The sequence below is a fragment of the Antarcticimicrobium luteum genome, assembly GCF_004358185.1.
GTDB classification, from domain to species: Bacteria; Pseudomonadota; Alphaproteobacteria; order Rhodobacterales; family Rhodobacteraceae; genus Antarcticimicrobium; species Antarcticimicrobium luteum.
Map to the genome: position 1 here is coordinate 25360 of NZ_SMUV01000052.1, position 20113 is coordinate 45472.

Consider the following 20113-nt stretch of genomic DNA (forward strand, 5'->3'; position numbering starts at 1 on the left):
GGAACCGGGGGCAGTCCGGGTTCTGCGGGCGCATTGTGTTTTCATGTCCGTCTGGGGGGCCGCTGAGTGTGTCAAGGGCGGTCTGCCGGTCCGGCAGGGGGGGAGACGTGGCTGCGGACCCATTCCCAGCTGTCGTCAATCCCGTCCTGCAGGCCGATCTCGGGGGCCCAGCCGATCTCGCTTCGGGCGCGGGTGATGTCGAGCACCACGCGCGGCACATCGAAGCTGCGGCCGGGTTTGTAGATGGGGGTGACCGGAGCGCCGCCGGTGGCCCGCACCGAGCGGTTGATGGCCTCGACGATCTGGTTGACCGAGGTGCCTTCGCCGCTGCCGGCATTGAAGCAGCCGGTCACCTCTGACAGGATCGCCTTGACACACAGCCTGGCGAGGTCGCGCACATGGATGAAATCGCGTACGACGCTGCCGTCTCCCCAGACCTCGATCGGCTCGTTGCGGGCGATGCGCCACAGGTGGGTTCCGATGATCCCCTGGATGCCGGTATGGCCTTGGCGCGGCCCATAGGGGTTGGAGGCGCGCAGGATCACATGCTGCAGCCCGTGCAGCTTGTGCTCCATGAAAAGGTAATTCTCGATCGCGACCTTGACGATCCCGTAAGAGTTGATCGGGTGCAGGGGGTGGGTCTCGGCGACGGGGTCCGTCTCCGGCACACCGTAAACAGTGCCGCCGGAGGAGAGGTAGACGAGTTTGCGGATATCGGTCGCGCGCATCATCTCGAGCAGGCGGACGGTGGCGATCAGGTTGCCGGTGATGTCGGCGACCGGATTGAGATTGGCGGTCGAGGGCACCGTCGTGCTGGCCAGGTGGATGATCGCCTGCACGCCGTTTGCCGCCTCGTAGAGCTGGGTCGTGTCGGCCAGATCTCCCATACGATAGTCGACACCGGGGACCGGGGGGCGGAACCTCTCCGGCTGGCGGTCATATACACGCACCTGCAGCCCCTGCGCGACGAGGTGATCAATCACGTGCGACCCTATGAAGCCGCAACCTCCGATCAAGAGTACTTTCACCGCCAATCTCCGAAAATAGTGAAGCCGAAGTTGCCCAATTGTTACCCGCCTCAAAGAAGTTGAATTCTAAAAAAACATTCTCAGAGCACCAAACATAGGAGGCTGATGATATCAAGTGGACAGCCCTTGGCAGGGGAGATACCAACGCCGCGACAGAGGGGAAAGGTCGTCTTTTTATGTTTTCTCGAATTGTATTTAACGAGAGCCGCTCATGTTGATCGTGACCACAGATGCCCTGCCGGGAGATCTGAACCACTCGGTGGGAGACCTGCCGGAGAAGACGTCCTGGCGGGGTCTCAAGGCGCTGGTGATTTTGCCGGATGCAGGTGTATCGCGCGACACGGCAGAGACCCTGAGCAAGGATTTTTTCATCATCGAACATCTGCAGCGGCCTGCGGGCAGCAGCGACATTCTGTGCGATGCGCTGGGTTGGCTGCGGATGGCCTGGCGGCAGGCCGACGGGCCTCTGCTCTATCTCGACCGGCCGTTCGACGCGGCCGAACTGGAGGCGCAGGCCGACCGCGGCTGGACCCGGGTGCACGATGTGGAGGCGGACCTGTCCGCCGATGGCCGGCTCGGCCTGCTGCGGCTGGGGCGGATGGTGGCGACCAGCCCGCTGTTGCCTGAGTTTATCGAGTTCATGACAGGGCGCGCGGTCGGGGACGCGATGTTTGTCGACCTGCTGCGTGACACATTCGTTTGGGACGACAACGCATGATTGATCTGGATCGCATCTGGCAGAAATACGCGGTGGTTGCCGGGGTTTTCGAGGACCGCCCCGATTTCCGCTTCGACCCGGAACGATACGGCGACCAGGTTCCCGATCTGGCCGGGGATCCCGAGGGCCTGCGCCAGCATTTCGAGGACCAGGGCCGGGCCGATGGTCGTCTGCCGACGTTTTACGCCGAGATTCATGAGAAAACCCCTGAAATAGACACTGTTCTGGCCGATCTTGTCATCGATCCGGATCTCAGAACCGCCATCTCCGAGGGGCAGCCGGACGCGTGCCACCTGGCCTGCGAGATCATTCACCTGGGCGATCCGGTCGATGCCCAGGTGTCAGATTTCTCGATGAGCCAGTACTGGGAGGACCATATCGATATCGGGCGGGTCAAGATGGATCCGCTGCTGCATTACCTGCTTTATGGCGCGGCCGAGGGCCGGACCACGCTGGGCGATCTGCGCGAGCGGTTGCGGCACGGACGCGGCCGCTATTCCCCCGACCGGCCGACCTGCATCATCGCGGTGCATGAATTCTCCCGCACGGGGGCGCCGGTCGTCGGGCTCGATCTGGTGCGCGAAGCGGCGCGCAGCCACAATGTGATCGTCCTGTCCCGGCGCGACGGGCCGCTGCTGGAGGATTTCCTGGATCACGCCTGCGAGGTGCTGATCACCGACCAGCCGCTGAAGGAATATGGTTTCTATTCCGAAGAGATTTTCTCGAAGGTCGAGTTTGCCATTCTCAATTCGGTGGAATGCTATGTCTTCGTGCCGCTGCTGGTGGCGCGCGATATTCCGTTCCTGGCCTATGTGCATGAATATGTCGAATATACCTTTCCGGCCTATAAATCGACCTTCACGGCGTTGTTGACGGATCTTCTGGTGTTCTCCTCGGAGCATGTGCGCGACAGCTGGGCGGGGCGGCTGAAGGACATCGAGTTCGACCTGGCCCGCGACACGGCGGTGCTGCCGCAGCGGGATTTTGCCATCGGCGGGGTCGGCGCGGCGGATAAGGCCGAGGCGCGGGCGCGTCTGTCCGAGCTTGTCGGGCGCGATCTGTCGGAGGCGCGGCTGATTTGCGGGGCCGGCCACCTGCAATGGCGCAAGGGCACGGACATCTTCGCGATGGCGGCGCAGATCTGCCGGTCCCGCGATCCCGATACCGTGTTCCTGTGGATCGGCGACGGGCTGAACTTCGAGGATATGCACTTTGGCGCCTGGATAAGCTATCATCTGGGCCAGATCGGCGCCGACGATCCGGCGGGCAACCTGTTCCTGCTGCCGGCCGGCCCGGCCTATCCCGATGTGCTGGCGGCCTCGGATGCGATGTTCGTCTCCTCCCGGCTCGATCCGCTGCCGAACGTGGTCTTCGACGCGCTCGACCGCGGCTGCCGGATCGTGCAGTTCGAGGGCGCCTCGGGATTCGGCGATCCGGTCTACCGCGCCTCGGATCATTTCACCGCGGTCGAATACGGCAATCCGGAGGCCGCTGCCACGGCGCTCCTGGCGCTTCCGCGCAAGGAGGCCACCGCCGAGAAGACCGCGCCGCCGCCGCGGCCGAAGCTGTTCGCGCGGCTGCGCGACGCGCTGTACCAGCGACTGGCGCAGCAGCGCTATTTCGTCCGCGGGGCGAGCGAGATCGCCGTGCCGGTGATCTTTGCCGCAGAAGACGACGACTCACCGCTGCGCATCCGCGAGCGCGAGAAGATGCTGCGCTATCGCCGCCGGCTGATCTGGCGCGATCTGACCGAGGTGGAGGAGGAGCTGGAGCGGTCCGACAACTGGATCCACCGCAACTGCCGGGTGGCGCCCTTTGGCACCGTAACCGCCGCGGAGGTGCCCGATTTCTCGATGCACATTCACGCCTATTACACCGACGATCTGGCCGAGGATATGCAAAGCTATCGCGCCTACCACCTGGCGCAGCGGATCGTGGTGACCACCGACAGCGAGAAGAAGGCCGACGAGATCCGCACCATCATGGGCGTCGAGGGGCTGGACCCCGAGGTGGTGCTGGTGCCGAACCGGGGCCGCGACATCCTGCCGTTCATGGAGCTGTTCCATGAGGGCGGCGCCGCCGGCAGCGATGAGATCTGGTGCCACCTGCACCAGAAGAAGTCGCTCTCTACCAGCGATAGGGGGGACATCTGGCGGCGGTTCCTGATGCGCATTCTTCTGGGCGACGCGTCGCGGATCTCGGGGGCAATCGCGCGGATCGGCGAGGCGGGGACCGGACTGGTCGCGCCCTTCGATCCCTATCACGTCCCCTGGAACGCCTCGCGCGCGCTGCTGCCCAAATTCGCCGACCGCCTGCCGGGGCCGATGCCGGGCAATCCGCTGCTGTTCCCGGTCGGAAACATGTTCTGGACCCGGCGCCCGGTTGTGCTGGCGATGAACGAGGTTTTCGGGCAGAACTACCCCTGGCCCAACGAGCCGATCGCCAATGACGGAACGGAATTCCACCTGATCGAGCGGCTCTGGCCCGCGATGGCCGCCCATCTGGGGATGGAGGCGGTCTTTGTGCACAAGTTGGACGAGCAGAGGGTCTGAGGCTGAATGGAAGTCATCCTGCATATTGGCATGGGGAAAACAGGGACGTCTTCCATTCAGACGGCCTTGGCGAATAGCGGGGGGCAACTCGCCGAAAGGGGGTACAGCTATCTGGGGATGTGGTTCGACCTTATCGAGCCGCGCTTTCATGGAATCGCGGGGCAGGGCGCCTTCTTTCAGTCTGCGCCGGAGGAGATGAAGGATCACGCCCGGAAATTCCTCGCCGCCCTGCGGGAAAAGGCGGCACAGAGCGGGGTGAACCGTTTTATCCTGTCGAACGAGGACATTTATGCGGGGGTCTGCCAAATCGCGCCCTTCGTATCCGAACTGAGACAGCATGCTGCGGTCCGCCTGATCGCTTATGTCCGCGATCCCTATGAGTGGCTGCCTTCCGCCTATAGCCAGTGGGCAATCTTTCACAAACTGCATCCCGGCAGGATTCAGTCGTATCAGGAGTTCTCCCGCCATATCGTGAAGGTCTATTCCGGGTTTCAGCTCTGGGAAGCTGATTTTCACGACATCCTCACCGTCCGGCCCTTCATGAAGTCCGGCAATGTGGTCGAGGATTTCTCCGCGGTTCTGGGACTGCCGCTCGAGGTTCCGGAGCAACGGATGCTGGAGCAGATCGACGTGGCCGAGGGCGTGCTGCGTGCCATTTACAATGACAGGCTGCGGGACGGCGTGGTTCCTGAGGTTTTCCAGAACGCGTTTCGCGGTGTTAATTTCAGCAAAACGCCGAGGGTCGAGGAGATTCTGGACCGGTCGTTCTCTTATCAGGACACCGGGCAGGTCATCCTCGAAAACAAACATCTGTTTGAGTTCATAAATGAGAAATTTAGCATTGATTTCACCCGGCAGGTTCATACGCCGCCGGCGCCGCCCGATGCCGCGGCGGCCAGAGAGCGTTTGCTTGAGCATGTTCTGCAAATCGTGGTGCAACAGGCCGACCGGATCACGGAGCTTGAGCGGGCCGTCACCCGACTCCAGAACGAACAAGTAAAGCCATGATGAAAATCTGGATGAAGCACCGGCCTCTCCAGGCATCGCTCAGCTATGGAAAATAATATGACATCCCGTAAATCGACTAAGGCCAAAGGTTCCCGCCGCGGCCGCTCCCGCGCCCCCGCCCGCACCGCCCTTGTCGTCCTCGGCATGCATCGCTCCGGCACCTCGGCCCTGGCCGGGGTTCTGGGGCATATGGGCGGCGATCTGCCGAAGGATCTGATGGGGCCCGCCGACATGAATGCAAAGGGTTTTTTCGAATCCAACCGCATTACCGGGCTCAATGACAAGCTGCTCGCCTCCGCCGGGTATACCTGGTTCAGCCTGCCGCGGTTTCCGGCGACCTGGTTCGCCTCGCCCAAGGCGGATGAATTCCTCGAACAGACGGTGGAGGCGATCGAGGCCGAATACGGCCGGTCTCATCTTTTCGTGATGAAGGATCCGCGTCTTTGCCGTCTCATGCCCTTCTGGCAGCGGGCCCTGTCCGATGCGGGATGCCGCCCGGTCTATGCCTGCATCCACAGGCATCCGCTTGCGGTCGCGGCATCGCTGGCCCATTGGGCCAATTATGAACAGGGGTATGGTCTGCTGCTGTGGCTGCGCCATGTCCTCGATGCCGAGGCGGAAACCCGCGGCAGTCCTCGCGTCTTTACCTCTTATGACCGGCTGATGACCGACTGGGGGCAGGAGGTCGAGCGAATCGGGTCCGGGCTGGACATCGCATGGCCCCGCGACATTGCGACGGCCGCCCCGTCTGTGAACAGCTTTCTGAGCGACAGCCTTCGCCATTTCTCGAATGGCGATCAGGCCATTCAGTATAGCCACAGTCTGCCGGAAAGAATCGAAGAGACCTTCTCGATTCTGGAATCCTGGGCGGCCGGGGGGGAGGACGCGGCAGACCATGAAACCCTGGACAGGATCCGTTCAAGCCTTGATCTGTCCGAGTCTTCTTTCGTGGGGGCGGTGTGCCGGGGGCAGGAATTGCGTCTGCATGGCCAGCACTTGCAGCGGCAGATCGAGGAGCTGTCCGGTGAACTGGAGAAGGTCAGAGCGCAATCGCAGTCTCATGCCGTCAATCACGCCACCGAACAGAAAAGCCGGGGCGCCGCTGAGCAGAGGCTGAAAGAGGTCTCCGAGGCCCTGGAGCAGACGCGTCTGGACGCCAGCGGTCTCGGTGAAAGGATGGCGGCGGAACTGGCGGCCCGAACTGCAGCCGAACAGGAGGTGGAACAGCTGGCCACCGCTTTGGCGGAAAGCAGGGGCGAAGGTCACAGATTGAATGCCCACGTCCAGGCGGTGGAAGCTGAGCGGGCGGATCTGGAAACTGCCGTCGAGAGCCAGCGGCAAGCCCTAACCGAGGCGGAACAGGCCAATCATCACCTGCAGAGCGCCCTGGCACAACGCAGCCAGGAGGCGGAGGACCTCCACCGTCAGCATCTCGGGGACCGCGAGAAAATCGCCGGCCTGGAGGCCGCCGTCGCCGCGGTCCGGAAGGACTACGAGGATGTCACCAGGCGCGCGGACCGGGATGCCGAGCATCTGCAGGACATGACCAGGCGCTACGCGTTGATCATGCAGGACCGGCTGAATGAGCGGCTGAACCGCAGCGATCCCGGTGAGAAGCTGGCCGAAATGGAGAAGAAATTCAATCTGCGGCTGGAACAGCTGTCGGAAGAGAACGACAGCTTGCGCGGCCGGCTCGATGAGACCCGGCGCCTGGCCGAGGAAGACAAGCGTGCGACATCCGCCGAACACGAGCGGATACGGGGACAGTACGACGCGCAGCTCAGGGATCTCGAAGCCGAGCGCGAAGAGCTGCGCGCCCGTGTCGAGCAGGAGCGGACTGACCTGGGGGGCAGGATCAGCGAACTTGAGCAGTATGTTCAGGCACTTCTGCAGAGCACCTCCTGGCGCGTTACCGGACCTTTGCGCCGGGTGTCCCGGCTGCTGCGTAAATGACCGGACGTGGACGTGCCGCCGCGCTGGTCGCGGCGGCGGCCTCCTAGTGTCTGAGCCGGTGGCCGAGAATCTCCTGCACGCGCTCGGGATCCGGAACCTCGCCGAGGAAATCGAAGATTTCCGTCACATAGCTTATGCCGGCGGCGAATTTCTCATACTGGATGGTAAAGCAGCATTCGGGATGGCTGACTGAAAAACTGCGGAAAAGCGTTTCCGCGCGGCTCAGGATGCTCTCGATTTTCGCCGCCGGGAGCTTGCTCCACCAACTGGAATTGGCGACCGCCGCATGATCGCGGGTCTGGAACAGGAACCGGCTGTTCGGAAACGCTCTTCTGAGGGTTTCGAGGTGAGCGGTGAAGAACGCCGGATCTTCGTGAAAGCGGATTTCCTTGAAGCCGCAGACGCGGCACCCCGGCCCCGGGCGGAGAACCTGGTTGACGAACATATCCATCAGCGCGCGTTCCATCGCATCGGGATCGACGTTTTCGGCCCCGTACCAGGGATCCTTGGCGGTCCCGAGGATGTCCTGCAGGAAGCTGTGCCGCCCGGCCTCCGGCTTGAGAATGTCCTCTCGCCGCCAGACGTAATTCTCGTTGTCCCGCACGTAACTGGACACCTTCGACAGGAAATAGGTCAGATTCCCGTTTTCCCCGCGGATGCAGTAGCCGGGGATGGAGTTGAGGAGCCGTTGAGTCAGGGTCGAGCCCGAGCGCCCGTAGGTGACCAGGAAAACATAGCCCTCCGAGGGCGCGTATAGGGTCGGGTAGAGGGGGGGGCCCATCGGTACTCCAGTCTGTCCTGTGTGTCTTGCGATCCGGCCGGGGGGCAGGTTTCAGGCCTCCCCCCCAGTCTTGCCGCCTGTCTTGCCGCCTGTTTTGCCCGCGCGGCGTCTCAGGCCGGGACGCGTCTGGGCGCGCGCAGCCTGGTGATCAGATCCTCAAGGGCCGTGATGTTCCGGTCCCATTGCAGGTTTCGGGCGTGGGCCACCGCGGCCGCCGCCATATCGATGACGCGGGCTCTGTCACCGGCCAGAGTCTTCAAAAGGGCTTCGGCCTGCTCGACATAGGAGTCCTCCGCCAGCAGGAAGCCGTTGCGGTCATGCAGGACGACCTCTTCGATCGCCCCGACATCGGTGGCGATCACCGGCACGCCGTTGGACATGGCATCGATGATCGCCAAGGGCAGCCCCTCGTAGCGGGACGGGTGGATCAGCACATCCGCCCAGGCGAGGGTCGCCCTCACCTGGGCGCTGTTGTAGAGCGGCGGCTCGACCTCGATGCCGCTGGCGCTGGGGTAGACGTGCTCCTTGCCGGTGACGATCGCCTTGCCGATGATCCGCCATTCGACCCAGTCCCCCTGCGTCCGGTCGATCAGCCTGATCAGGCGGTCCATCCCCTTCTGGTACTCCAGCCGGCCGAGGAACAGCGCCCGAAGCGGACGCTCCGCTTCGTCCGCCGGGTTGCGGGCCGCAACCCGTTCGGCAACCTGGTCCAGATCCGCCGTGCGGGTCAGGATACCCGGTCCGTTCCGCACCTTGACCAGTTTCTCAGAAGGGATGCCATTGCGGTGGAACCAGTCGGCGAGTTGTTGCGAGCAGGTCAGGATGGCCTCGCAGGCGTGTTCGAAAGCCAGGCTCTGGAGCGGGTAGCCGACGGGCTGGCCCTCACTCGTCAGCTCGAGGATGTGCTGGTGGTCGAGGCACAGGACGCCGGCGCGTTTCAGGTCGCCGGCGAGGTTGTAGAAATCCGAACTGTGGCAGTTGATGGCGACGTCGATCCCCTCGAACAGGCTGGCCGCGATACGGGCCTCCTTCCTGCCGAGTTCCGCGGCGAGAAAGGTCCCCAGGTAGGGGCCGCGCGCGAATTTGGTCAGCGCGTCGGAATGGTACCAGCTGATCGTCCTGAAGGCGGAACGGAACTCGTCCGGGATGTGCATGTTGCCGGAGCCGAGGCAGACCAGATGGCAGTCATAGAGGGTTCCGGGCAGCGTGTTGGCGATCTGATAGGCGACGCGCTCCACCCCTCCGAAATCGGCGATCGGCACCACAAAGGCGATCTGCGTCCGGCCGGCGTTCTGCACCGGCCGGGCGATCTGGACCGAATCCTCGCGCTCGGGGTCGAAGCTGCGGACCCGCCCTTTGCGGTTCTTCGGGCCATTGGTTTGGGGAACCCAGAACCGGGCCTCCCCGGAATTGTAATTGTCATCAAAGATCTTCAGGCCCACCGAGGCGGCAAGAAGGGTTGAATCCCCGAACGTTTCATCGCGCCCGGACCCGATGCGTATTGTCCGGAGCGAGTGCTTTGGCTTGGGCGCGGCCGTGCAGATGGAACTGAACCACTGGCTGCCCTTGTCCCGGCTGATTTTCGACAGGACTTTCGCGGATATCATGGTCAGGTCGGGCGGCATCTGCGCGCTGCCCTTGGCCGCGATCTGCTCCGCGTCGAAGGACAGCCCGATCTCCCTGTTTTGCTCCAGTCGCAGGGAGGCGGCCTTGGCGCCTGTCTCCAGGCGTTGTTCCAGATCCCAGACCGCCCAGGGCAACAGACCTTCCGTCTCGAGCGCGGACAGCGCCGGCCGGCTGGAGAAGAGGATCTTTCCGGGAAACCCGTAGGCGCCTTGCTTTTCCCGCCACCGGTAGAAATCCTCCTTGAGGCGGTCCAGGGGGAAGGTCTCGAAGTCGGTCCGGGCCTCGTTCAGATAACAGGCCCCCTCCGGCGTGATCAGGGCGAATTTCGCCTCGGGATCATCGTCGCGGTTCCGGGTCAGATCGCGCGGGCGATCGAGCCAGCGGTGTTTCGAGAGCATATACGCCCGGATCTTCTGATCCGAGCGTATGGATTCGCGCAACATGCTTTCCGGGCGTTGCCGGTATCTGAAATCGATCCCGGGAAGATACTGACCGGTCACAAACCCCGCATCGATTGCCGAGAACCAGAAATCCCAGTCCTCGTAGCCGTGTTTCATCGCCTCGTCGTAGCGGACCCCCGCGTCGAATACCCGCCTGCGGACAAGGCTTCCGGCCTCGCAGATGTTCAGCTCGGCGTGCAGGGCGGTATTGTAGCGGCCCTGCATGCTGCACATGTTGTTGAGGCCGATCATCTTGATATCGGGATAGAACCAGTCCGCCTCGGGATGCGCGTCGAGGGCGTCGAGCATGTTGCGGACGGACCGCCGCGAGAGGCGGTTGTCGGCGTCGAGAAAATAGATCCCCTCCAGATCGGGCCACGTCGCCAGGGCCACGTCGATCCCGGTGTTGCGGGCGCCACTGAGTCCCTGGTTGGTCTGCCGGATATAGCGGAACGGAACCGGGGCGGCGGCGGCGGCGGCCAGCCCGGCCCTGTGGCTGGACGCAAATGGGCAGCCATCGTTGACCAGGACGATGCCGTATCTGTTTTCGCCGTTCTGATCGAGCGCGCTGGCCAGCGCCTCCCAGACCAGCCCCGAATGCTTGAAGAGTGGTATGACGATGGCAAGGCGCGGCGGGGTGGAGGGGCGGCCGGGATCACTCATGAGAGACTGATCCTTGCAACCGAGGCCCAGGCCCAGGCCGGCGATTTGTCGTCGGCCATGCGGGTGGCCACGACAATGCGTTTCAGCCCGTCGGACGGCAGATCGGGGGCGGCGTTGGCCTCGACCCATTCCAGGGGGTCGACACGATGCCACGGCCCCAGATAGCGCAGGAGGTCGTCGTCGGGGGCGGATTCGGGCGCGAGGCCTATGGCGACCTCGACCGGGTTGCAGTCCTTGTAGGCCAGATGGAACAGACCGGTCACCCGGTTGATCCTGCCGGCTTCGATCCCGTCGACGACGGCGGTGACCGGCGCGCCGGCGACCGGGTGGACCGTGATCAGCCCCTCGGCCTCCTTGATTGAAACGATCATGGCAGGGGCTGTTTCCGGTTTCTCCCCGACGAACCGGAGGCTGGAGAGCTGCCCCCAGGACAGATCGCCGCGCAAGGTCTTGCCCATCGCGGTGTCCGGCGCCGTGATCCCGTCCAGCTTGTCGACGGTGACGCTGGGATGGGTGAGGGCGCCGGGCTCGGCCTTCCAGACCCGCATTGCGAGCGGCGCCGGCAGCTGGGTGCCGTTGAGGACAACCCGGGCTTCCGGCAGCGGGTTCGGGCGGCCGAGCGCGAGGGCGGGGGCATGGGCGTCCTCCCCGGTCCAGTGCAGATAGATGTCGGCCATTGCGGAATCGTCCAGGAGCGCGCGGGGGAAGCGGAAGGCGTTCCAGCCGGTTCCCAACTGATCCGCTGAGAGGCTGACGGAGTGCTGTATATCCGTATGCCGAAGTCCGAGCGTGAGCACCAGGTCGCCGGCGCCGCCATGGTCCGGGACATCGGGTATGTAAAGCTCGATTTCAGACAGGCCCATGGGCTGGCCGGGCAGCATCTGGCTCAGGGCGTTCTGCTCCGGCGTCGGGCGGACCGTGGCTGCGGTCGGCTGGACGCGGCCGGCGACGATACGGTTGGGCGCGCGGACGGCACCATGGCGGCGCACCAGGGTTTCAAAGCGCTCCAGCAGCGTCTGGTAGTCCACCCGCACGCGCGCGAGATTGAGCTCTGCCGATCCCAGGGCGGCGAAAGCCCCGGCCGCGAGCGTCAGGCTGCGGTCCTTCAGCCAGGCTTCGAAATCCCGGGGCGCCTTGCCCGGCGGCACAACCCAGATCCCGGCTTCGGTGTCGAAATCCCGGTCAAAGCGGGTGAGAGCCGCAGCAAGGTCGGCCCGGCGCGCCGGTGTGGAACAGATCGCGCCAAGACAATAGAGGTTTGGGGACGCCGTGCTGGATCGCGCTTCGCTGGATCCCTCCGGCGCGGGAACGGTTTGCAGCGCGCCCCGCGCCTCTGCTACGAGCGGGTGAAGGAGAGGTTTCTCCTGTTCAAGACAATAGAGAAAGAACGCGCCGGATTCTGCCAAAGCCTACCTCTTGGAAAAATGCTTTTGTAAAGGGGTGCGGGGTCGGTTACGTGCCACAATCGATTTCGATCTTTTGAAAGTTTTAGGAGGGCCTTCGTGCCACGCCACAAGAGGTGATTAGAGCAGATAGACGGTCGTTTCAACTGAGCTGAACGCTTTGCTCCGGCGATCCCGGCCGCCCCGCCTTGACATCCACTCCCCGGCAGGCTTTCGAAGACCCGTGTTCGGACAAAGAGGTATTCCCATGCTGCAAGACGCCGTGCTCATGCCCGGGCTCGAGATCAGGATCGACTTTTCCGGCCCCAACGGGTTTGTCCGGCTGCTCGATGCGGAGGCGCAGCATCTGCTGCTGAACATGCGGTTTTCGGCGCCCGACGGGATGCTGTATCTCAATACCCAGACCGATGGCGTCTGGGGCAAGCCGGAACAGATGCCCCTGCCCGAAAAGGAGGGGCCGGCGCGCCATAGGGTGTTTTTCAGGCTGACGGATGTGCTCGAGATCTGGAACGCCGAGCACAGGCACCGGTTCGAACGCTTTGATGCCGGGGTGGCCGGACAGGTCCGGTTCAGCGTGTTCAGGAACGCCGTCAACCCGGGCGAGACGCTGAAGCTGTCGGTGCCCCGCCCCGAGGAGATGGCGGCGCAGATCGCCGCGCAGGTGGCGATGCGGCGTCTGGACATGCTGGAGCGGAAACTGCAGGACGGGGCTGGCGGCGAGCCGGCCGGAATCTGAGCGCGCAGAGGGCGGGGATATGACAGAACTGGAAGCCGGGCAGGGCGCGCCGGAGTGTTTGGCCACGATCGCGATCTGCACCTACAACCGCATCACGACCCTGCCGCGCACGCTGCGGTCGCTGCAGGCGCTGCGCGGCGATTTCACCTTCGAGGTGCTGGTGGTCAACGGCCCCTCGACGGACGGAACCACGGAGTATCTCGAGACCTGCCCGGGGGTCCGGGTGCTGCAGAACCCCGAGGTCAACCTGTCGGTGTCGCGCAATATCGCGATCGCCAACGCCGCCGGCAGATACATCAGCTTCATCGATGACGACGCCATCCCCGAGGCCGACTGGCTGGAGCTGGTGGTGGCGCGGCTGGAGGCCGATCCGGGCCTGTCGGCTCTGGGCGGGTTCATCCGCGATGCCGACGGCATCAACTATCAGGCCCGCTATGTCACCTGCGATGCGCTGGGGCGGACCTATTTCGGCGACGATCCCGATTACGTCGCGCTGCTGTCGGGCGATGTGCACACCTTTCCCAGCCTGACCGGGACCAATGTCACCTTCCGGCTGGAGGATCTGCGCCGGATCGGCGGGTTCGACGAGGTCTATGCCTATTTCTACGACGAGACCGACGTGAACAAGCGGATGGACGATGCCGGACTGCGCGCCGAGGTGCTGCCGCAGGCGGAGATCCATCACAAATACGCCCCCAGCCACCTGCGGACCGAAAAGAAGGTGGCCACCAACATGTACCCGATTGCGAAAAGCACGGCCTATTTCGCGATTCGCCATGGCGGCCCCGCGCTTGGCTGGACGGCGGCGGTGGAGCGGCTGCAGAGCTTTTACGCCAACGAGTTCAAGTGGAAGGTGGAAACCCTGGCGGCCGGCAATCTGAACCATACCGGGTTCCGGGCGCTGATGAACCAGACCCGGCGCGGGATCATCGACGGCATCGACGCCGCGATGGAGGCGCTCGAGGCCGGCACCGGGACAGGCACCGGGACAGGCGACGGGGCCGATCCGCAGGCCCGGCTGGCGCGGCATGCCGTGCCGGCGCCGGCGGTGCTGCGGCGCGCCAACGGGCCGGACCGCGATCTGCTGCGGCTGTGCATGTTCTCGCAGGACCACGGGTTTGCCCAGCAGGGCGGCATCGGGCGCTGGAGCAACCTGGTGGCGCGCGGCCTGGCCGAGCGGGGCCACGAGGTGACGGTTCTGGGTCATCTGGGGCGCCAGCGGCCGCAGGAATTCTGCGATTTCACCGAACACGGCTACTGGAGCCACAACCTGGGCCGGTTCGAGCGCGAGGCCGGGCAGGAGCGCGACTGCCTGGGGCTGCCGGCGATCGCCGCCAATGCCTCCAAGCGGATGCTGTCCGAGATCGAGCGGATCCAGCCGCGCCGGCGGTTCCAGGTGGCCAGCTCGCCGATCTGGGATGTCGAGGGCGCGGCGCTGATCGCCGCCGGCACCCTTCCCACGGTGCTGAGCCTGCACACCTGCACCGGGCTGATCCTGCCGTCGAAACCCGAGTGGCGCGAGAACGAGGAATTCTATCGCAACCACGTGCTGCGGGTGATGAACGCCGAGATCCAGGCGCTGAAGCGCTGCCCGATGATCCTGGCCAACTCCACCGCCATCCTCAGGGATATCTCCGGGGTCTACGGCATGGACCTGTTCGACCGGCCGCATGCGGTGGTGCCGCACGGGCTGGCCGATATCGAGGCGCCCGGGGGGCTGCTGGAGGCGCGCCAGGCGGCGCGGGCAGAGGGCGCGCCGCTGCGGGTCCTGTTCCTGGGGCGGCTGGAGACGCGCAAGGGCATCGCCCATCTGGTGCCGGCGCTGCACCGGCTGCTGGAGACGCATGAGGACGTCGTCGTCGACCTGATCGGCGCCAAGGTCGACGAGGAGAATTTCAGGCTGGTCAGGGATCTCTGCGCCGCCTGGCCGGAGCGGGTGGTCTGGCACGGGTTCCTGGCCGACGAGGAGACCGACGCGCTGATGCGGCAGGCCGATATCTTCGTGGCGCCCTCGCTCTATGAATCCTTCGGGCTGATCTATATCGAGGCCGCGCGCTATGCGATCCCCTCGGTGGGCTTCGCCGTCGGCGGCGTGCCCGAGGTGGTCGAGGACGGCGCCGACGGGCTGCTGGTGCCCGAGGGCGACGAGCGGGCGCTGTGCGCCGCGCTGTCGCGGCTGGTCGGGGACGACGATCTGCGCGACCGGATGTCGCGCGCCGCGCGGGCCGGCTTCGAGGCGAAATTCGGCTATCAGCTGATGGCCGAGCGGCTGGAGCGGGTCTATCGCGACACCATCGGAGGAGAGCCGGAGGCGTGACGGACGGGGGCCGCCCCGGGGGGGGGGGCTGTCAGTCCAGGCTGTCCACGTAGTAGGCGGGTATCTCGCCTTCCTTGACGAGGGTCTGGAGGGCGCCCCGCACCTGCGGGAAATTACTGATGGTCTCTGACATTTTATCGCGCTGTTTCGAAAGCTGCGGCTGCAGGTCGAATCCTTTCGAATCGATCCGCAGCATTTTGGAAATATCGGTGAAAATCCGGGGCCGGAAGCTGCCGTCTTCGGTGAACATGTCCTCATAGACGAGGGTCAGCTTGTTTTTCATGGTCTGGGTCTGTTCGAGAAAATAGGTGTCTTGGGCCATTTCCTGCTGCAGCTTCAGGCCCAGGGTCACCGGGCTGATGAACACTTCGACCTTCTTTTTCTCGCCCGCCCCGGCGGACAGTTCCCACTGGTTTGTCTTCAGGGCGACGCGTTCGGAGACCAGCAGTTTCAGCTTGTTGCGCCGGATGATCTGGATGACGCGGGCGTTCTTTGCGGCCAGATGCTGCAGCAGGGCATTCTCCGGGCGCCCTCCCTTGAAGGTGGTCCCGAAGGACAGCGTCATGTTGTATTTGAGATCAATGATATACCGCTGCGAGGGCGGGTCATTCTTTGATACCTGCTGCAGGGTTTCGGTCAAGATCTGCAGCCACTTGTTGTGTGCGCCTTGGGGTAGATCCTGATTCAGCCTTTTGCAGAGTTGACTGTAGAACCCGTTCTGATGCGCGGGGTGCATGATCTCTCCCAAATCATGCACTTGGGGATGGCTCGCCAGGCTCCGGCGCAGGACGGTGGTTCCGGATCGCTGTCTTCCAATCAGGAATACACAACGTTTTAGCAAGTCTTCCAAGCCTGTCACCCTTTCCGCTGCCCGTCTTTGGATCCTGTTGCCTGCCTCACTCAGCATCGTGAACAGGTCAAGCCTTTTGAGGAATTTTCTGCGCTGGGATCTGTCGGTCTGGAACCGTGGCGGCCATCCCCCTGAAGGCTATCCCGACATTAGACCATGAACGACCTGGTGCGGTTCTTTATCCCGTGCAGCATGTCCGGGTCTCCGGGGATTGCTTTTGGCGGGAGAATCGGGGGCGATGTCATTTAAGTCTCAGTCTCGGCGTCGGACCGTGTCAGCAGGGCAAGCAGCCGCTGGATTGCCTGTCGCTGAAACCGCGTCCGCATATTTTCTTTCGGGTACATGGAAAAATCTAGGGAGAAGGCTTCGTCCTCGGCCTTCAGCCGCCGGAACAGGGCCTGATTGTCGGCGTGGAAATGAGCGTAGAACCGCTCGGCCTGTGCCCGGCTAGAAATATAGCGCAGGGTGCTGTCGTTCTGGAGGACAAGCTGGTCCTTGAGTCGTTCGATGCCGGCTGGATCGGGGTTTTGTGTCAGGGCGTTGTAATTCTGCAGGATGATCTGATTGACGGCATCCAGGCTGACATGCTGCCGCTGGACCATCTGATAGGCCGCGGCATCGAGCCCGAGGATGCCGCAGAAGGTCCGCACTGAGTTGAAGCCCGCGCGGGAGGGCCGTTCGGGAAAGCGCCGCAGGATCACGTTCGCGTCTCCGACCGCGTCGGCCCAGAGCCCGATGTTGTGGGCGTAATCGTAGTAGGGAGGTGTGGTGAGTTGATCGACGGTCGGAAGAATCTGAACGGCCTGGCTGCCGCCGAGCACGAAGCTGTAATAGCGACTGGACGCCATCAGATCCTGCCGCCGGGTGAGCACGATGATCCTGAGCTCTTTGCAGAAGGGGCGCAGCAGATCGACCACCCGGCCGACCTCGCGGGCGGTATAGAGCCGGGAGAGATCCTCGGAGGAGATCACCCCCACCTGCGCGGCGGAGTCCGAAACCTCCCGGCTGAGCGCGGCCGCGACCCCGGCGCGGTAGGCCTCGACGCTGCCGCTTTTGTGAGGCGCGCGCACCGACGTCACCGAAATGTCCCCCGACCCCTCGTCGAAGGCATAGGCGGCCAGGGCTTTGTGGTTCTCGCGGCCGAGGGACCGGGGGGTGAAGATCCCGGCATCCCGCAGGGCGTCGCGGTTGGCGTGCAGGAAACTCTGGATCGAGGTGGTGCCGGTCTTTTCCTGACCGATGTGGAGGTAGAGCGTCGAGAACATATCGTGTGGATCCTGCTGGGCCGGCAGACCGTCCGGCTCGGGACGCCTTAGCAATTCGGGCCCGCTTTGCCCAGTGGGGCGCGGCGGGACGGGGCGGGGCGGGGAAATCCGCCCGGTCTTCGGCTTGCAACGGCAGGTGGGGCATTTTATGCGGGGAGGGCAGAGGCAGGAGACGAATTCATGGACGCGACGCAGACGCTGCTCACCAAGATTGCAGAGGCCTTCGAGGCCGGCGCGAAGCCCTTCGCGGCGCAGAATGCGCGGCTGGCGGCGCTGGGGCGTGACGTGGCTCCGGTTGAGACCCCGGAGCCGCGCCATGAGCTCGCCCCCGGCATCTGGCTGGATTTTCTGGCCGGAAGCGGCGTGGTCACCGCGGTCGGGCCGGCGGAGACGGGCGAGGGGCTGCGGCTGCAGCTGTCCGACCGCGGCGACAGCCCCTGGTATTCGCTGTCCTACGATCTGGCCCCCGAAACCCTGCAGGACGCCCGCTATCTGGGCCATTTCCTGCGCTGCGACAGCGACGGGCCGGCGCGCTTCCGGGTCTGCCTTCGCCACATGCTGGACGAGGGGTTCCGCGATGTCTTTGCCCGCGACCTGGTGGTGCTGACCGGGGGAGAGCAGGAGGATCTGGTCTTCATCCGGCTCGATCCGGAGCTCATGGCGCAGACCCGCGCGGCCGAGGTGCTGTTCTTCTTCGAGGGCCGCAGCTTCGACGTGACGCTGCGCGCCATCGAAGCGCTCAAGATCTGACGGGCGGCAGGCCGTGATCGCGCGCAGCTACAGTTTTGTCATCCCCGCCTATAACGACCGGGACGGGATCGCGCGGCATCTGGAGTATTTCCGGGGGGTGGCCGATCCGGTGCAGCTGGTGATCGTCGACGATTGCTCCGAGGACGACACCGCCGATCTGGTCGCCGCCGCCGAGATGCCTGATCACGTCGAGATCACCTATCACCGCCAGGCCGAGAACGGCGGCCCGGCGGCGGCGCGCAATACCGGGCTGGGACTGGCCACGCGCGACTATGCGATGTTCCTCGACGCCGACGACCTGCTGGCGCCCTGTTTCTTCGACGTGATGCGGCTGGCCCCCTTCGGGCCGGGGGTGGATTTCGTGATGTTCAAGCATCACCTCAGCACCCGTGCCGATCTCCGCTTCACCTACGACATGCATCAGGTGGACCGGGTGTTCTTCAGCCGCGATCCCCACAGCCCCTTTCCGGCGCAGACCTTCCGGCTGAAGGAGCGTCCGGGGGCGCTGGCGACGGTGAACTTTCCCTGGAACAAGCTTTATCGCCGCGCCTTCCTGCAGCGGGCCGCGATCACCTTTCCCGACCTGCGCATGCATGAGGACATCGCCCCGCATTGGCAGAGCTTCCTGCGCAGCGAAAGCTTCGGCATCCTCTACTGGGCGCCGCCGCTGCTGACCCATTACGAGATCCCGCATGCCGACCGGGCGACGCAATATGTGGGCGAAAAGCGCATGGACGTCTTCGCCGAACTGTCCCGGATCGAGGACGAACTTCTGGCCCATCCCGACGCCGGGGTGCTGCAACCGGTTTTCGCCGACTTCTGCGACAACCTGTTCGGCTGGCTGACCGGCCCGCTCTGCGCCGCGGGCGACGACGCGGCGCGGCTGTGGCAGGCGCAGTACCGGGAGGCGGTCGAGGCCTTCTGGGAGGCGGCGCAGACGCCGCGCCCGGGAGAGACCGCATGACCCGGATCAGCGCCATCATCACCACCTATAATGTCGAGGCCTTCATCGCCACGGCGATGCAGTCGGTGATCGACACCGGCTTCGACGATCTAGAGCTGATCGTGGTCGACGACGGCTCCACCGATGCCACCCGGCAGGTGGCCGACGTGATCGGCGCGGCGGCGCCGGCCGGCCGGGTGCGCTATGAGCCGGTCTATTTCTCGCGCAACACGCCGGGCGGCGTGGCCAGCGCGGCCAATGCCGGGCTCGACCGGGCCAGCGGCGAGGTGGTGATCTTCGTCGACGGCGATGACTGGGTGCTGCCTCATGCGCTGCGCCGGGCGACGGCGCTGCATCTGGGCAAGGCGCCGGATGTGACGGTCTGCGGCTGCAAGGAATACTGGAACGACAGCGGCGCCTACACCCGCTATCCCGAGGCGCAGGTCTGGAACACCCTGCCCGAGGCGCGCAGCCTGACGGCCAGGCGCGAGGCGGTGCTGCGGCTGGCCCCCTTCCCGTGGCGCAAGATCTACAGCCGGGATTTTCTGGAGCGCCACCGCATCCGGTTCCCGGTGGGGGATTTCTTCTACGAGGACAACCCCTTCCATTGGGAGACGACATTGCGGGCCGAGCGGTTTGCCTTCTTCAGCCCGGTCACCCATGTCCACCGCATGGCCCGCGCGGGCCAGACCGTTTCGGACATGGGGCTGAAGCCGTTGAAGATCTTCGAACACGCCGAGACCATCCGCGGCCATCTGGAGGCGACCGGGCAGGACGCGGCGCTGCGCGCGCGCTATCTGCACTGGCTGATCGAGCATGTGCTGTGGTGCTGCCGCCACGTGCCCGCGCATGGGCTGAACCAGGTTTTCGACCGGGCGCGGGCCGATCTGGCCGGGCTGCCGGAAGATGAATTCTGGACGCGTCTCGGCGAGCAGCCCCGCAACACCGTCGAAATCCGCCGGCTCACCGCCATCTACCTGGGTGACCGGCTGGGATTTCTGCGTGAGTTCTGAGGCCGTCTTGCGGCCGCTGCGGTTCCAATCGCAACCCGGCGGTGTCAGGATGGCCGCAGCCATGGGA

Annotated in this window: 15 protein-coding genes; 9 read left to right on the forward strand and 6 right to left on the reverse strand. The window is 64.5% G+C overall.

The features are described 5' to 3' along the window. Positions 1-71: 71 nt before the first annotated feature. Positions 72-983 (reverse strand): NAD-dependent epimerase/dehydratase family protein, encoded by a 912-nt coding sequence (locus E1832_RS04975; RefSeq protein WP_245513834.1) that lies wholly within the window; start codon positions 981-983, stop codon positions 72-74. Positions 984-1239: 256 nt separating this feature from the next. Here E1832_RS04975 and E1832_RS04980 point away from each other — a divergent pair, with 256 nt between their 5' ends. The 4 genes from E1832_RS04980 to E1832_RS04995 are packed head-to-tail and all read left to right on the forward strand — an operon-like array spanning position 1240 to position 7259. Next, positions 1240-1746, forward strand: coding sequence for a hypothetical protein (locus E1832_RS04980; protein ID WP_133358631.1), 507 nt, complete (start codon positions 1240-1242; stop codon positions 1744-1746). Next, positions 1743-4298: a rhamnan synthesis F family protein gene (locus tag E1832_RS04985; protein WP_133358632.1), complete on the forward strand. Its 2556-nt coding sequence runs from the start codon at positions 1743-1745 to the stop codon at positions 4296-4298. The genes E1832_RS04980 and E1832_RS04985 overlap by 4 nt, the downstream gene beginning before the upstream one ends. A 6-nt stretch (positions 4299-4304) precedes the next feature. Continuing rightward, complete coding sequence (locus tag E1832_RS04990) at positions 4305-5306, forward strand: sulfotransferase family protein (RefSeq protein WP_133358633.1); 1002 nt, start codon at positions 4305-4307, stop codon at positions 5304-5306. Positions 5307-5363: 57 nt separating this feature from the next. Beyond that, positions 5364-7259 carry a hypothetical protein gene (locus E1832_RS04995; RefSeq protein ID WP_133358634.1) on the forward strand — a complete coding sequence of 632 codons (1896 nt, stop codon included), beginning with the start codon at positions 5364-5366 and terminating at the stop codon, positions 7257-7259. A 43-nt stretch (positions 7260-7302) separates the two neighbouring features. Here the strand turns inward: E1832_RS04995 and E1832_RS05000 are convergent, their stop codons facing one another. The 3 genes from E1832_RS05000 to E1832_RS22420 form a co-directional block, all read right to left on the reverse strand. After that, positions 7303-8040, reverse strand: a complete 738-nt coding sequence (locus E1832_RS05000) for a sulfotransferase (protein ID WP_133358635.1) — start codon at positions 8038-8040, stop codon at positions 7303-7305. A 110-nt stretch (positions 8041-8150) separates the two neighbouring features. Further along, a complete protein-coding gene (locus E1832_RS05005; RefSeq protein WP_165978797.1) occupies positions 8151-10769 on the reverse strand; it encodes a glycosyltransferase in 2619 nt (872 codons plus the stop codon). Continuing rightward, the gene (locus tag E1832_RS22420; RefSeq protein WP_165978798.1) at positions 10766-12175 is read right to left on the reverse strand and encodes a DUF6212 domain-containing protein; all 1410 of its coding nucleotides are present in this window, start codon (positions 12173-12175) and stop codon (positions 10766-10768) included. The genes E1832_RS05005 and E1832_RS22420 overlap by 4 nt, the downstream gene beginning before the upstream one ends. Before the next feature lie 244 nt (positions 12176-12419). Here E1832_RS22420 and E1832_RS05010 point away from each other — a divergent pair, with 244 nt between their 5' ends. Together E1832_RS05010 and E1832_RS05015 are read left to right on the forward strand one after the other, a co-directional pair. Continuing rightward, positions 12420-12908 carry a hypothetical protein gene (locus E1832_RS05010; protein ID WP_133358637.1) on the forward strand — a complete coding sequence of 163 codons (489 nt, stop codon included), beginning with the start codon at positions 12420-12422 and terminating at the stop codon, positions 12906-12908. A gap of 19 nt (positions 12909-12927) precedes the next feature. Beyond that, positions 12928-15225, forward strand: coding sequence for a glycosyltransferase (locus E1832_RS05015; RefSeq protein WP_133358638.1), 2298 nt, complete (start codon positions 12928-12930; stop codon positions 15223-15225). A gap of 31 nt (positions 15226-15256) precedes the next feature. On the opposite strand, the gene E1832_RS05020 is transcribed toward E1832_RS05015, so the two are convergent. Then, entirely contained in the window at positions 15257-16132 is an 876-nt protein-coding gene (locus E1832_RS05020) for a sulfotransferase (RefSeq protein WP_133358639.1), read from the reverse strand. A gap of 188 nt (positions 16133-16320) precedes the next feature. Next, positions 16321-17340: a hypothetical protein gene (locus E1832_RS05025; protein WP_133358640.1), complete on the reverse strand. Its 1020-nt coding sequence runs from the start codon at positions 17338-17340 to the stop codon at positions 16321-16323. A gap of 180 nt (positions 17341-17520) precedes the next feature. Here E1832_RS05025 and E1832_RS05030 point away from each other — a divergent pair, with 180 nt between their 5' ends. The 3 genes from E1832_RS05030 to E1832_RS05040 are packed head-to-tail and all read left to right on the forward strand — an operon-like array spanning position 17521 to position 20046. After that, positions 17521-18090, forward strand: coding sequence for a hypothetical protein (locus tag E1832_RS05030; protein WP_133358641.1), 570 nt, complete (start codon positions 17521-17523; stop codon positions 18088-18090). 13 nt (positions 18091-18103) lie between these two features. Next, on the forward strand, positions 18104-19054 hold the full coding sequence (locus E1832_RS05035) for a glycosyltransferase family 2 protein (protein ID WP_133358642.1): 951 nt from the start codon (positions 18104-18106) through the stop codon (positions 19052-19054). Next, positions 19051-20046, forward strand: coding sequence for a glycosyltransferase family 2 protein (locus tag E1832_RS05040; protein ID WP_133358643.1), 996 nt, complete (start codon positions 19051-19053; stop codon positions 20044-20046). Before E1832_RS05035 ends, E1832_RS05040 begins: the two co-directional genes overlap by 4 nt. Positions 20047-20113 lie beyond the last annotated feature (67 nt).

Excerpts from the sequence above, each read along its gene's own strand:
- E1832_RS04995 (WP_133358634.1), top strand. The coding sequence starts at position 5,364 with ATGACATCCCGTAAATCGACTAAGGCCAAAGGTTCCCGCCGCGGCCGC.
- E1832_RS05020 (WP_133358639.1), bottom strand. The coding sequence starts at position 16,132 with ATGCTGAGTGAGGCAGGCAACAGGATCCAAAGACGGGCAGCGGAAAGG.
- E1832_RS05040 (WP_133358643.1), top strand. The coding sequence starts at position 19,051 with ATGACCCGGATCAGCGCCATCATCACCACCTATAATGTCGAGGCCTTC.
- E1832_RS05010 (WP_133358637.1), top strand. The coding sequence starts at position 12,420 with ATGCTGCAAGACGCCGTGCTCATGCCCGGGCTCGAGATCAGGATCGAC.
- E1832_RS05030 (WP_133358641.1), top strand. The coding sequence starts at position 17,521 with ATGGACGCGACGCAGACGCTGCTCACCAAGATTGCAGAGGCCTTCGAG.
- E1832_RS04985 (WP_133358632.1), top strand. The coding sequence starts at position 1,743 with ATGATTGATCTGGATCGCATCTGGCAGAAATACGCGGTGGTTGCCGGG.
- E1832_RS04980 (WP_133358631.1), top strand. The coding sequence starts at position 1,240 with ATGTTGATCGTGACCACAGATGCCCTGCCGGGAGATCTGAACCACTCG.
- E1832_RS05005 (WP_165978797.1), bottom strand. The coding sequence starts at position 10,769 with ATGAGTGATCCCGGCCGCCCCTCCACCCCGCCGCGCCTTGCCATCGTC.
- E1832_RS05015 (WP_133358638.1), top strand. The coding sequence starts at position 12,928 with ATGACAGAACTGGAAGCCGGGCAGGGCGCGCCGGAGTGTTTGGCCACG.
- E1832_RS05000 (WP_133358635.1), bottom strand. The coding sequence starts at position 8,040 with ATGGGCCCCCCCCTCTACCCGACCCTATACGCGCCCTCGGAGGGCTAT.
- E1832_RS05025 (WP_133358640.1), bottom strand. The coding sequence starts at position 17,340 with ATGTTCTCGACGCTCTACCTCCACATCGGTCAGGAAAAGACCGGCACC.
- E1832_RS04990 (WP_133358633.1), top strand. The coding sequence starts at position 4,305 with ATGGAAGTCATCCTGCATATTGGCATGGGGAAAACAGGGACGTCTTCC.